Consider the following 13331-nt stretch of genomic DNA (forward strand, 5'->3'; position numbering starts at 1 on the left):
TCTTCATGCTACAATGAGAAGAAATCCAAGTGGTAAGTATTTTGTATCCATTCTTGCTGAAACAAACGTTCAAGGACTTCCTAAAACTGGGGCGTCAGTTGGTGTGGATGTTGGTCTGAAAGATTTTGCGATTCTTTCAACAGGTGAAGTTTTTGGGAATCCTAAATGGTTTCGTAAACTAGAAGAAAAATTAGCGAAAGCACAACGTGTTCTTTCTAGGCGACAGGAATTAGCGTTAAAACGAAAATGCAAACTGGATGAAGCAAAAAACTATCAAAAGCAAAAACGTAAAGTAGCTTGCATCCATGAGAACATCACGAATGCAAGAACAGACTATTTGCAAAAAATCTCTACTTACATTGTCAAAAACCACGACATCATTGGTATGGAAGATTTGCAAGTGTCAAATATGTTGAAGAACCGTAAGTTAGCGAAAGCCATTAGTGAAGTGAGTTGGTCGCAATTCAGAACGATGTTAGCGTACAAGGCAAGATGGTACGGTAAACAAGTAGTTGCTGTATCTAAAACATTTGCAAGTTCTCAATTGTGTTCAGTTTGTGGCTACCAAAATAAAGACGTTAAGAATCTTAAACTTAGAGAATGGACTTGCCCTAAATGTAATAGTCATCACGATAGAGATATTAACGCAGGACAAAATCTTAAAAATGAAGCAATAAGACTTCTAACCGTAGGGACTACGGGGATAGCCTAATCAATAACTAACCGTTAGGTTGGTGTTCTTAGGAATCTCCCACTTCAAACAGCTCGTAAGAGTGTTAAGTGGGGGTAGTTCAAAAAAGTGTTATTGTTGCAAAATAGCGGACGAAACGTTACATTTAATTTTTAGAACACGGGGTGAAAAAATGGCAAAACAAAAGCAAAGAGGGACGAAATCAAAGGCAAGACGTACGATAAAACCAACTTTGTACTATGAAATCGTCGGATTGACTCTTTTTGCACTTTCAATCATTACAATTTTACAACTAGGGATTGTAGGGAAATCGTTTGTGTTATTTTTTCGCTTTTTCTTTGGTGAATGGTACATAATTGGTGTATTAGGAGTGATTGCGTTATCCATTGCGTTTGTCATTAGGCGTGGATGGCCCAACCTTCTTCATAAACGACTAATCGGTATTTATTTGATTGTATTAGCGATATTAATGTTTAGTCACATTACATTATTTAATCTGCTTACAAAGGACGGAGCGGTAGAAAATACATCTGTTATTGTTAGTACAAAAGACTTGTTCTTTCTTGAGATGAAAAAGAGTCCAGGCACGATTCATTTAGGTGGCGGTATGTTTGGAGCTCTCATGTTTGCAACATGTTATTTCTTATTTGATGAAGTAGGAGCTTATCTAATTGGAATTATTCTTGTTATTCTTGGTATACTCTGTATTACAAATAAACATATTGGTGAAATATTAGCTCCGGTAGGGAGAATAGTAAGAAGTCAATTTCAGGTCATGCAAGGAGATTATAAAGAGTGGAAATCGAAGCGTGCAGCTGAACAAACTGAAAAGAAAAAAAGAGAAAGACGCACGAGAAATGAGAGTTCTGAATCCCGCGAAGAGATTGCCGAGCCTATAGAAGAAATAACCATAGATCCGCCAATTATTTCGAATTTCTCAGAGAATTATCCAATTCATGAAGAACAGGATTTGCCGAAAGAAACAGGAATGGATAACCCTATTTCAGATATTGAGGAAGTGCAAAATACACCAGAAGAAAAAACGAAAAAGAAACGTGGCGAGAAGATTGTTGAATCGTTAGAAGGAGATACAAAAGCGCCGCCGATGCAATTTTCAAATGTAGAAAATAAAGATTATGAACTTCCTACTATCGATATATTGAAGTTTCCAAAGAATAAGCAAGTGACAAATGAAAATGAAAAAATCTATGAGAATGCTCGTAAGCTTGAACGAACTTTCCAAAGTTTTGGAGTGAAAGCGAAAGTAACGAAAGTACATAAAGGGCCCGCAGTTACAAAGTATGAAGTGTATCCTGATATGGGTGTGAAAGTGAGTAAAATTGTTAGTTTAAGTGATGATTTAGCGCTTGCTTTAGCAGCGAAAGATATTCGAATTGAAGCGCCAATTCCCGGGAAATCAGCCGTAGGAATTGAGGTTCCAAATTCAGAAGTTTCGGTGGTTACACTTAGAGAGGTGCTAGATTCAAAGGCGAATAATCATCCGGAGGAAAAATTATTAATCGGTCTGGGACGCGATATTACAGGTGAAGCTGTCTTAGCACGTTTAAATAAGATGCCGCATTTATTGGTAGCTGGAGCGACTGGTAGCGGAAAAAGTGTATGTATTAATGGGATTATTGTTAGTATTTTAATGCGTGCTAAACCGCACGAAGTAAAGTTAATGATGATTGATCCGAAGATGGTAGAGTTAAATGTATACAATGGTGTTCCGCATTTATTAACACCTGTAGTGACAGATCCGAAGAAAGCTTCACAAGCTTTGAAAAAAGTTGTTAGTGAGATGGAGCGTCGCTATGAATTGTTTGCACATAGTGGAACGCGTAATATCGAAGGATATAATGAGTATATTAGACATCATAATGAGCAATCAGAAGCGAAGCAACAAGAACTTCCATATATTGTTGTAATTGTGGACGAGTTGGCTGATTTAATGATGGTCGCGTCTTCGGATGTCGAAGATGCAATTATGCGATTAGCACAGATGGCTCGTGCGGCAGGCATTCATTTAATTATTGCAACGCAGCGTCCATCGGTTGATGTGATCACAGGGGTTATTAAAGCGAATATTCCATCACGTATTGCTTTTGCTGTATCTTCTCAAACGGATTCTCGAACGATTCTTGATAGCGGTGGTGCAGAGAAATTGTTAGGAAGAGGAGATATGCTCTTTATACCGATTGGTGCGTCAAAACCAATACGTGTACAAGGCGCATTTTTATCAGATGATGAAGTGGAAAGAGTTGTAGAGTATGTGATTGGACAACAAAAAGCACAATATCAAGAAGATATGATTCCGCAAGATGTACCAGAAACAAAACAAGAAGTAGAAGATGAATTATATGATGAAGCAGTACAGCTTGTGGTCGAAATGCAAACTGCTTCTGTTTCGATGTTACAACGACGATTTAGAGTGGGATATACGCGTGCAGCACGTCTGATTGATGCAATGGAAATGAATGGTGTTGTTGGACCGTATGAAGGCAGCAAACCGCGTGAAGTGTTAATTAAAGATATACAAGAACAGAGTTCTTAATAAAAAAGCCTAATTGTTTACAATTAGGCTTTTTTATATAGTGTTTTTATTATATACTATACATAGCACAAAAGAAAGGGCTTACATTTTTGTTAATTTCATAGAATACGAATACTTTTGGTTTCATTTTACTAAATGTTCGATATTTACTGCGGAAAAGTGTTGAATTTTGTTGACACATATGGGGGCAAGTGGTAAGATTACTTCGAAAAGAATCACTGCCTCATATAATCTTGGAAATAAGGTCCATAAGTTTCTACCTAGCAACCATGAATTGCTAGACTATGAGGGGAGAAGTGTGTAACAAAGGATGTAAGAGGAATCTTTGTGCCGAACTTTTTCTCTAGATGAGGAATGTTTATGGTACAAAGTTTTTTTTATATATTAAAGATGAAAAATTTCGTCTTAAAAAACTATTAATATTTATTCGACAAATTATAATATCGAGAGAAAAAGAGAAAAGAAGTCTTACATCAGAGGTCGAATAATTGAATGGGGGGAGTCTTGTGTCGGTTAAATCTGATAGTCGGCATTTATATTTGCGAGTGATTGATCATATTAAAGAGAAAATCAAAAGTGGAGCATATAAAGAAAAGCAAAAGTTACCTTCTGAGTTTGATTTAGCAAAGGAACTAGGTGTAAGTAGAGCCACTTTGCGTGAAGCGCTCCGTATTTTGGAAGAAGAAAATGTCGTCATTCGTAGACATGGCGTAGGAACGTTTGTGAATGCAAAGCCGTTGTTCTCTTCTGGAATCGAACAACTTTCCAGTATTACCGATATGATTGCTAGTGCTGGAAAAACACCGGGGACTATTTTTTTATCATCATCTACTACAAGTTTAACAGAAGAAGAAAAAGAAAAGTTTCATAGTGAAGAAGGTTTCGAAGCAGTTATGATTGAACGTGTTCGTACAGCAGATGGGGAACCTGTTGTATACTGTGTTGATAAATTATCAAAAGAAATATTGTCGGATTTATCAGATTATAATGAGGAGTCGTTGCTTACTGTTATACATAATAACACGCATAAGCGCGTAACATATGCAGTTGCTCATATTGAACCGATTGGATATCATCCGAAAATATCACCAATCTTGCAGTGTGAACCAGAAACGGCATTACTGATTTTAAAACAAATGCATTACGATCAAAATGATGAACCAATTTTGTATTCTATTAATTATTTTAGAGCAGATAAATTTAGCTTCCATGTATTACGAAAACGTATGTAAATCGGTTCCTTTTTAGGGAGGTGACAGCAAGAAGGAAGGGACAACAGCATAAATAGTAAATAGAAATATACATCATTTTAGGAGGGGGTTCTAGTATGAAGAAAAAAGCAGGTCTTTTATTATCATTAACGTTAGCAGCGAGTACAGTGTTAGGGGCATGTGGTAACTCAGACAAAGCAAGTAGTGACAAGAAGGATAGTAAGGGTTTTAAAGTTGGTATGGTTACCGATATTGGTGGGGTTGATGATAAATCCTTTAACCAATCAGCGTGGGAAGGATTAACAAAGTTCGGTAAAGATAATGATTTGAAAAAAAATGAAGGCTATCGTTATCTTCAATCAAGTAAAGACTCAGATTATATTCCAAACTTAACAAAGTTTGCGAAAGGAAATTATAATGTAACATTTGGTATTGGATATTTAATGGAAGACTCTATTGAAAAAGTAGCAGATCAATATCCGAAAAAACAATTTGCCATTGTAGACGCTGTTGTGGAAAAACCAAATGTAACAAGTATTACATTTAAAGACCATGAAGGATCTTTCCTTGTTGGGGTTGCGGCGGCGATGACGACAAAATCTAATAAAGTGGGCTTTGTCGGCGGAGTAAAGAGTCCATTAATTAGCAAGTTTGAATCGGGATTTAAAGCTGGAGTGAAAGCAGTAAATCCAAACATTGAAATCGTTGCACAATATGCAGATGCCTTTGATAAACCAGAAAAAGGATCTGTATTAGCATCAGCAATGTATGGTCAAGGTGTAGACGTAATTTATCACGCATCTGGTGCAACGGGTAATGGTGTATTTACAGAAGCGAAAAACCGTAAGAAAAAAGGTGAAAATGTTTGGGTAATTGGTGTTGACCGTGACCAAAATCAAGAAGGTATGCCTGAAAATGTAACGTTGACGTCTATGGTAAAACGTGTTGACGTTGCAGTAGCAAAAGTAGCGCAAGAAGCAAAAGATGGAAAATTAAAAGGTGGTAAAATAGAAGAATTCGGTTTGAAAGATGATGGTATTGGTATTGCGAAGACAACTGACAATGTGAAAAAAGCAAATCCAGAAATCTTAACAAAAATAGAAGAGTTTGAGAAGAAAATTACAGCTGGTGAAATTAAAGTACCTGCAACTGATGATGAGTACAAAGAGTATGAGGCTTCTCTAACGAAATAATGATAGAGAAATAGCAAAGGTTAGTTCGTAGAACTAACCTTTGTATCTACCGAATCATTTTTCATAGAGTGTAATTGGGGGGATTGTTCCCTGCTAAAAGGAGGAACACAATGGAATACGTAATTGAGATGAACAATATTACAAAAGTATTCCCAGGCATTGTGGCGAATGATGATATTACGCTGCAAGTAAAACAGGGAGAAATACACGCTTTGCTCGGGGAAAATGGAGCAGGGAAATCAACGCTAATGAATGTTCTTTTTGGACTGTACCAGCCAGAGCAAGGAGAAATTAAAATTAAAGGGAAGCCTGTAAAAATTACAAATCCTAATATTGCGAATAATTTTGGAATTGGCATGGTTCACCAACATTTTATGCTTGTTCACAATTTTACCGTTACAGAGAATATTATTCTTGGAAATGAACCGAAGAAAAAAGGGAAAATTGCAGTTGATGAAGCGGCAGAAGAAATTAAAAAGTTATCTGAACAATACGGTCTAGCGGTAGACCCGTATGCGAAAATTGAAGATATTTCAGTTGGGATGCAGCAGCGGGTTGAAATTTTAAAGACGCTTTATCGAGGAGCTGAAATTTTAATATTTGATGAACCAACAGCAGTATTAACTCCTCAGGAAATTCATGAGCTGATTCAAATTATGAAAAAACTTGTACAAGAAGGAAAATCTATTATTCTAATTACTCATAAATTAAAAGAAATTATGGAAGTTTGTGATCGTTGTACGATTATTCGAAAAGGAAAAGGAATCGGTACAGTTGACGTTGCAAATACAGATGAACATAAACTTGCGGAACTAATGGTTGGACGTCAAGTGAATTTTAAAACAGAAAAATTAGACGCAAAACCTGAGAAAGATGTACTTTCGATTGCGAACCTTGTTGTTCGTGATGCACGTCAATTACCTGCTGTAAAAGGCCTTGACTTAACTGTTCGTGCAGGAGAAATTGTTGGTATTGCAGGAATTGATGGGAATGGACAAAGTGAATTAATAGAGGCGATTACTGGTTTACGAAAAGTTGAGTCAGGTTCTATTGCAATGAATGGGAAAGAGATAACGAATTGGCCTGTGAGACGAATTACAGAAGAGGGAATTGGTCATATTCCAGAAGACCGTCATAAACATGGACTCGTCTTGGATTTTTCCGTAAGAGATAATATTGTTTTACAAACATATTATAAAAACCCGTTTTCGAAAAAAGGGATTTTAAATTTTAATACTATTACAAAAAAAGCGAAAGAGCTTATTGCGCAGTTTGATGTGCGTACACCGAGTGAATATACATTGGCTCGGGCGCTATCTGGTGGGAATCAGCAAAAAGCCATTATTGCTCGTGAGGTCGATCGCAATCCGGACTTATTAATTGCGGCACAGCCAACGCGTGGTCTTGATGTAGGGGCAATTGAATTTATTCATAAAAAATTAATCGAGCAAAGAGATAAAGGGAAAGCGGTCCTACTTGTGTCTTTAGAGCTTGATGAAATTTTAAATGTAAGTGACCGTGTGGCTGTTATTTATGAAGGGAAAATTGTTGCAATTGTTGATGCAAAAGCAACGGATGAACAAGAGTTAGGTCTTTTAATGGCTGGTGGAACAGGGGAAGAGAAGGTGAGTACAAATGGCTAAAAATTTTTTAACGGAGCGAACGATTAATATTTTAGTACCTGTGTTATCTGTTCTTTTTGGTTTGCTTGTAGGAGCCATTGTTATGATAGTGAGCGGATATGATCCGATTGTTGGGTATGCAGCATTGTGGGAAGGAATGGTTGGAAACCCGCAAGCTATAGGTGAAACACTTCGTACGATGATCCCTCTTGTGTTAGCTGGTCTTTCCGTTGCCTTTGCATTCCGTACAGGTCTATTTAATATCGGAGTAGAGGGGCAATTGTTAGTCGGATGGCTTGCAGCAGTTTGGTTCGGTTATGCAGTGTCATTACCAGCATTCTTGCATATTCCGCTATCTATTTTAATTGCAGCAATCGTTGGTGGTTTATGGGGATTTATTCCAGGGTACTTAAAAGGGAAATTTAAAGTAAATGAAGTGATTGTAACCATTATGATGAACTATATTGCACTGTATGTGACATATGACCTCATTAAACGTTTTTTACATGAAGCGAATGAAAAATCATATGATATTCAGCCAAGTGCATCGTTAGCATCTGAATGGCTTTCTTCTTTAACGGAAGGATCACGTCTGCACTGGGGGATTCTTGTTGCGATTCTCATTGCGATTCTCATGTGGTTCTTATTAGATCGAACAACGTTAGGTTATGAATTAAAATCAGTTGGATTTAATCAACATGCTTCGCAATATGCTGGTATGAAAGTTTCTCGTAATGTCATTTTATCGATGACAATTGCAGGTGCCTTTGCAGGTATTGGTGGAGCGATGGAAGGGCTTGGAACCTTTCAAAATATGACAGCGATGTCCTCGTTTACTGGAATTGGATTTGACGGAATTGCAGTCGCTCTTCTTGGTAGCAATAACCCATTTGGTATCTTACTTGCTGCTTTATTATTTGGTGGTTTGAAAAGTGCAGCGCCGCAAATGAACTTTGAAGCAGATGTGCCATCTGAATTAATCAATGTCATTATTGCATGTATTATTTTCTTTGTTGCTTGTAGCTATGTTTTACGCTGGGCACTGACACGCATGAGCAAGGAGGGGAAATAAATGAACTTCTTAGATATTTTAGCCATTCTTGTGACAGGTACATTATATACAGCGGCCCCACTTATTTTTACAGCGCTTGGTGGAGTGTTCAGTGAACGTTCTGGAGTTGTAAACATCGCATTAGAAGGGTTAATGTTATTTGGTGCATTTATTGGTGTTGTGACAACTTTATTAATGGGAGATACATGGGGTACGATGACCCCTTGGATTGCACTTGTTTTTGCAGCAATTGGCGGTGGGATATTTGCACTTCTTCACGCCGTTGCTTCCATTACATTTCGTGCGGACCAAGTTGTTAGTGGAGTAGCAATCAACTTTTTAGCGCTTGGTTTGACTGTTTTTGCGATTAAGAAAATTTTCGGTAAAGGTCAAACTGATTTTATTCAATATCGTATTGAAAAAATCGACGTTCCGGGGCTTTCAGACGTTCCTGTTATTGGAAAAATATTTTTCTCCAGTGTACCCGTAACATCGTATATTGCTATTATTTTAGCTTTTATTGTTTGGTATATTATTTATAAAACGCCGTTTGGTCTTCGTCTTCGCGCAGTTGGTGAACATCCAATGGCAGCTGATACAATGGGGATTAATGTATATAAAATGCGTTACATTGCCGTTTGTATTTCAGGTATGTTTGCAGGCGTTGGCGGTGCCATCTTTGCCATGTCCATCTCAAATAACTTTTCAGGTGCAACGATTACAGGACAAGGTTTCTTAGCGCTAGCTGCTATGATTTTCGGGAAATGGAATCCGCTTGGGGCGCTAGGAGCGGCTTTGTTCTTCGGGTTTGCACAATCCCTTGGAGTAACGGGAGGAACTATTCCTGTACTGAAAGAAATACCAAGTGTTTTCTTAACCATTTTGCCATATGTGTTTACGATTTTAGCACTAGTGGGTTTTGTTGGACGTTCAGAAGCGCCAAAAGCGCTGGGAACATCATATGAAAAAGGAAAGAGATAATCTTTTCGAAGTTTGAAAAAGCTCGCACATTAGTGCGGGCTTTTTGACATAGAATATGTTTAATATGGAAATGCATACAAGAACTTAAAAGTAAAAAGGAAGAAAAGTTGATTTTTGATTTCTAAAAACTGTATATTGAAGAGGAATATTCCTACATAGGTAAAGGAGGGCTATAAATGAAATTGATGGAACAGCAAATGCATGAGTTAGGTGGTTTACGAGTACATATCATTCCAACAGATAAGTATAAAACAAATACATTTGTATTTCGCTTTAAGGCACCTTTAAATGAAGAAACTGTGACAGAGCGTGCTATTTTGCCTTACGTTTTACAAAGCGCTACCGAGAAATTGCCATCTGTCATTCGTCTTCGCCAATATTTAGAGGAATTATATGGGTCTTCTTTAGCGGTAGATGTAAGTAAAAAAGGTGAGGAGCATATCATATCTATTTACATGGATGTCGCCAATGAGAAATATTTACAAGATGCTCCGCCTCTTTTTGAAAAAGCGCTTTCTATGTTATCTGATATTGTGTTACATCCAGCAACTGAAGGAAAGGGTTTTTTACAGTCTATTGTGGAGAGTGAGAAGCGAGCGCTTCTACAACGAATTGAAGCAACATATGATGATAAAATGCGTTATGCAAATGAACGTCTCATTGAAGAAATGTGTAAAGTCGAACCATATCGATTAAGCTCCAACGGGAAAAAAGAAGATGTTCCGCTCATTACAAGTGAAAAGTTATATCAATATTATCAAAAAGTGTTAGCGGAAGATGAAATGGATCTTTATATTATTGGAGATATTTCAGACAATGCAGCCGAACTCGTTCGTAAATATTTTTCCATTTCACCACGCGTACCGAAAGAAAAAAATGTAATACTTCATAAACGAAATAACGAAGAAAAAGAGGTTGTTGAGAAACAAGAACTAAAACAAAGTAAATTAAATATCGGTTATCGCACATATGTGACCTATCGTGATGAAGATTACTTTGCACTACAATTATTTAACGGTTTATTTGGTGGGTTCTCGCATTCCAAATTGTTTGTGAATGTTCGGGAAAAAAATAGTTTAGCGTATTATGCCGCTTCACGCTTTGAAAGTCATAAAGGCTTGCTCTTTGTTATGTCTGGAATTGAAGGAAAGAATTATGAGAAAGCGGTTGCTATTATTAAAGAGCAGATGAAGGCGATGAAGAATGGTGATTTCTCAGAGGAAGAAATTCAGCAAACAAAAAGTGTAATTCGAAATCAAATTTTAGAAGCGATTGATACACCACGTGGTTTCGTTGAACTATTATACCATGGTATTATTGCGGAACATACACGCCCAGTAGAAGAATGGGTCACGGGAATAGAATCGGTTACGAAAGAAGAAATTGTGAAGGTCGCAAATCAAATTGAGTTAGATACGATTTACTTCTTACATGGAACGGAGGGAGAATAGATGGAGAAGATTGCTTATGATCAATTACAAGAAACGCTTTATTATGAAAAGCTTCCAAATGGATTAGATGTATATATCTTACCGAAGCACGGATTCAATAAAACATTTGCAACGTTTACAACAAAGTACGGCTCTATCGATAATACATTCGTTCCTCTTGGAAAAGAAGAGATGGTTCGGGTGCCAGATGGAATCGCTCATTTCCTTGAACATAAATTGTTTGAAAAAGAGGATCATGATGCATTTCAGTTGTTTAGTAAGCAAGGAGCATCTGCAAATGCATTTACATCCTTTACAAGAACAGCGTATCTTTTTTCATGTACATCCAATGTGGAACAAAATTTAAATACATTATTAAATTTTGTTCAAGAACCATACTTTTCGGAAAAAACAGTGGAAAAAGAAAAAGGCATTATTGGTCAAGAAATTCAAATGTATCAAGATAACCCAGATTGGCGTTTATACTTTGGGTTAATTGATAGTCTATTTGTGAAACATCCGATTAAAATTGATATCGCTGGAACAATTGAATCGATAAGCAAAATTACGAAAGATTTATTGTATGAATGCTATGAAACATTTTATCATCCAAGTAATATGCTTTTATTTGTTGTTGGAGCTGTTGATCCAGAAAAGACAATCGCATTAGTACGAGAGAATCAAGCAAAAAAAGATTATCAAAATCAGCCAGAAATTATTCGTTCATTTGAAAGTGAACCAGAAGAGGTAAATGAGAAAAAGAAAATTATTTCGATGTCTGTTCAAACGCCAAAATGTTTAGTAGGAATTAAAGCAGTAGGGCTAAAAGAAAAAGGTGAGGCGCTTTTAAAACAAGAAATTGCACTGACGTTACTTTTAGATTACTTATTTGGAAAAGGATCAGCTCATTATGAGTCTTTATATAATGAAGGGCTCATTGACGAAACATTTTCTTATGATTATACAGAAGAGAGTAATTTTGGGTTTGCGATGGTTGGAGGCGATACAAAACAGCCAGATGAATTAGCAGATCGATTGAAAGCCATTTTGTTGCAAATAGATTATAATAAGATTGATGCAAATACATTAGAGCGTGTAAAGAAAAAGAAAATTGGAGGATTTTTACGCTCTCTTAATTCACCTGAATATATTGCAAATCAATTTACAAGATATGCATTTAATGAAACGAGTTTATTTGATGCATTATCTACTTTAGAAGGCATAACAGTTCAAGATTTACAAAGTGCAGCAAAAGAATTTTTAGTGGAAGACAGAATGAGTATTTGCCAAGTATTACCAAAGAAATAACATACAAACATGAGAGATCTGTTGTCTGTTATATAAAAATGAACCCCTTCTTACTTTTTAGTAAAGCTTAAAAAGTAAAGAGGGGTATTTATAATGAAGAGTATGAATAGATGTCTTCGAAGAAAGGATCAAGAAATGAAGAAATATGCGTTAGTGACTGGGGGAAGCGGAGGAATTGGCTTTGCAATTTCAAAGCAGTTAATAGAAGATGGGTATACAGTATATATGCACTACAATAAAAATGAAGAAAAAGTAAAGGAGTTAGAAAAACAAATTGGAGAAGTCATTCCTGTTCAAGCTAACTTAGCCTGTGCGGATGGAGTAGAGAAATTGTGGGCACAGATTGATCATCCGATTGATACGATTGTATACGCAGCGGGAAAAAGTATATTTGGCTTAGTTACTGATGTGACAAATGAACAACTTGATGAAATGATTGCATTGCAAGTGAAGAGTGTGTATAAGCTTATGTCGCTTGCATTGCCACCAATGATACAACGGAGAAAGGGTAGTGTTGTTATTATTTCGTCAATTTGGGGGCAAATTGGAGCTTCTTGCGAAGTATTATATTCCATGGTAAAAGGTGCACAAAATGCATATACAAAAGCTTTAGCGAAAGAAGTGGCTTTAAGTGGAATTCGTGTCAATGCAGTAGCGCCAGGGGCAATTGAAACAGAAATGTTAAGTATATTCTCAGAAGAAGATAAAAATGGAATTGCAGAGGAAATTCCATTGGGACGAATTGGTTCCCCAAAAGAGGTGGCAAAAACAGTTTCCTTTTTAATATCACCAGGAGCTTCTTATATAACAGGTCAAATTATTGGAGTAAATGGTGGATGGTATTGCTAAAAAACATACATAAAAGATAAAAAACTGTGCAAATTAAGTATGATTGTAATACTCAATAGTGGTGAGGTGCTTAATATGTCAGTACTAGATAATTTTGATCAATGGAAAAGCTTTTTAGGAGAGCGTTTAGAGCAGGCGCAAGGAAAGGGTCTAGAGGGCGGTGCTATTTCAGATATGGCATACCGCGTTGGGGATTATCTTGCAAATGAAGTAGAAGCGCGCAATGATCAAGAAAAACTATTAGCAGAGCTTTGGAAAGTGGCAGATGAACAAGAACAACATACAATTGCAAATCTAATGGTAAAGTTGGTACAACAAAAATAAAAAAAGAGAGGAGATTCTCCTCTCTTTTTTTCACGTTGTTGAAAAAAGATCTTGTCAATGAAAATGTCACCTAAAATGTGACATTTTCACTTTCTATTTCATCTGAAATTTGATAAG

General features: G+C 36.6%; 11 protein-coding genes and 1 riboswitch. All 11 genes read left to right on the plus strand.

Annotation, left to right across the window (positions count from 1 at the left end; translation table 11 throughout):
• Positions 1 to 712: transposase (locus tag MR056_RS21010; RefSeq protein ID WP_242136688.1), on the plus strand; the 712-nt coding region annotated here is incomplete at its 5' end.
• Between the two features lie 151 nt (positions 713 to 863).
• The gene (locus MR056_RS21015) at positions 864 to 3245 is read left to right on the plus strand and encodes a DNA translocase FtsK (RefSeq protein WP_012094885.1); all 2382 of its coding nucleotides are present in this window, start codon (positions 864 to 866) and stop codon (positions 3243 to 3245) included.
• 203 nt (positions 3246 to 3448) lie between these two features.
• Positions 3449 to 3550: riboswitch (purine riboswitch) on the plus strand.
• A 201-nt stretch (positions 3551 to 3751) separates the two neighbouring features.
• Positions 3752 to 4477 (plus strand): GntR family transcriptional regulator, encoded by a 726-nt coding sequence (locus tag MR056_RS21020; protein ID WP_012094884.1) that lies wholly within the window; start codon positions 3752 to 3754, stop codon positions 4475 to 4477.
• A gap of 95 nt (positions 4478 to 4572) precedes the next feature.
• The gene (locus MR056_RS21025; protein WP_012094883.1) at positions 4573 to 5649 is read left to right on the plus strand and encodes a BMP family lipoprotein; all 1077 of its coding nucleotides are present in this window, start codon (positions 4573 to 4575) and stop codon (positions 5647 to 5649) included.
• Between the two features lie 110 nt (positions 5650 to 5759).
• Positions 5760 to 7292 (plus strand): ABC transporter ATP-binding protein, encoded by a 1533-nt coding sequence (locus MR056_RS21030; protein WP_048724465.1) that lies wholly within the window; start codon positions 5760 to 5762, stop codon positions 7290 to 7292.
• A complete protein-coding gene (locus MR056_RS21035; protein WP_048724463.1) occupies positions 7285 to 8343 on the plus strand; it encodes an ABC transporter permease in 1059 nt (352 codons plus the stop codon). Before MR056_RS21030 ends, MR056_RS21035 begins: the two co-directional genes overlap by 8 nt.
• Positions 8344 to 9303, plus strand: a complete 960-nt coding sequence (locus MR056_RS21040; RefSeq protein ID WP_048724461.1) for an ABC transporter permease — start codon at positions 8344 to 8346, stop codon at positions 9301 to 9303. It abuts the gene before it with no gap.
• A gap of 176 nt (positions 9304 to 9479) precedes the next feature.
• Positions 9480 to 10754, plus strand: coding sequence for an EF-P 5-aminopentanol modification-associated protein YfmF (gene yfmF / locus MR056_RS21045; RefSeq protein WP_012094879.1), 1275 nt, complete (start codon positions 9480 to 9482; stop codon positions 10752 to 10754).
• Complete coding sequence (gene yfmH, locus MR056_RS21050; protein ID WP_012094878.1) at positions 10755 to 12041, plus strand: EF-P 5-aminopentanol modification-associated protein YfmH; 1287 nt, start codon at positions 10755 to 10757, stop codon at positions 12039 to 12041.
• 135 nt (positions 12042 to 12176) lie between these two features.
• Positions 12177 to 12890 carry an elongation factor P 5-aminopentanone reductase gene (gene ymfI / locus MR056_RS21055; protein ID WP_041810481.1) on the plus strand — a complete coding sequence of 238 codons (714 nt, stop codon included), beginning with the start codon at positions 12177 to 12179 and terminating at the stop codon, positions 12888 to 12890.
• Positions 12891 to 12965: 75 nt separating this feature from the next.
• Entirely contained in the window at positions 12966 to 13214 is a 249-nt protein-coding gene (locus MR056_RS21060; RefSeq protein ID WP_012094876.1) for a DUF3243 domain-containing protein, read from the plus strand.
• The last annotated feature ends 117 nt before the right edge of the window (positions 13215 to 13331 follow it).

It is taken from the genome of Bacillus cereus group sp. BfR-BA-01360 (assembly GCF_022663595.1).
Classification (GTDB): Bacteria; Bacillota; Bacilli; order Bacillales; family Bacillaceae_G; genus Bacillus_A; species Bacillus_A cytotoxicus.

Coding starts and splice junctions, on each gene's coding strand:
- MR056_RS21015 (WP_012094885.1), top strand. CDS start 864: ATGGCAAAACAAAAGCAAAGAGGGACGAAATCAAAGGCAAGACGTACG.
- MR056_RS21025 (WP_012094883.1), top strand. CDS start 4,573: ATGAAGAAAAAAGCAGGTCTTTTATTATCATTAACGTTAGCAGCGAGT.
- MR056_RS21030 (WP_048724465.1), top strand. CDS start 5,760: ATGGAATACGTAATTGAGATGAACAATATTACAAAAGTATTCCCAGGC.
- MR056_RS21035 (WP_048724463.1), top strand. CDS start 7,285: ATGGCTAAAAATTTTTTAACGGAGCGAACGATTAATATTTTAGTACCT.
- MR056_RS21040 (WP_048724461.1), top strand. CDS start 8,344: ATGAACTTCTTAGATATTTTAGCCATTCTTGTGACAGGTACATTATAT.
- yfmF (WP_012094879.1), top strand. CDS start 9,480: ATGAAATTGATGGAACAGCAAATGCATGAGTTAGGTGGTTTACGAGTA.
- yfmH (WP_012094878.1), top strand. CDS start 10,755: ATGGAGAAGATTGCTTATGATCAATTACAAGAAACGCTTTATTATGAA.
- ymfI (WP_041810481.1), top strand. CDS start 12,177: ATGAAGAAATATGCGTTAGTGACTGGGGGAAGCGGAGGAATTGGCTTT.
- MR056_RS21060 (WP_012094876.1), top strand. CDS start 12,966: ATGTCAGTACTAGATAATTTTGATCAATGGAAAAGCTTTTTAGGAGAG.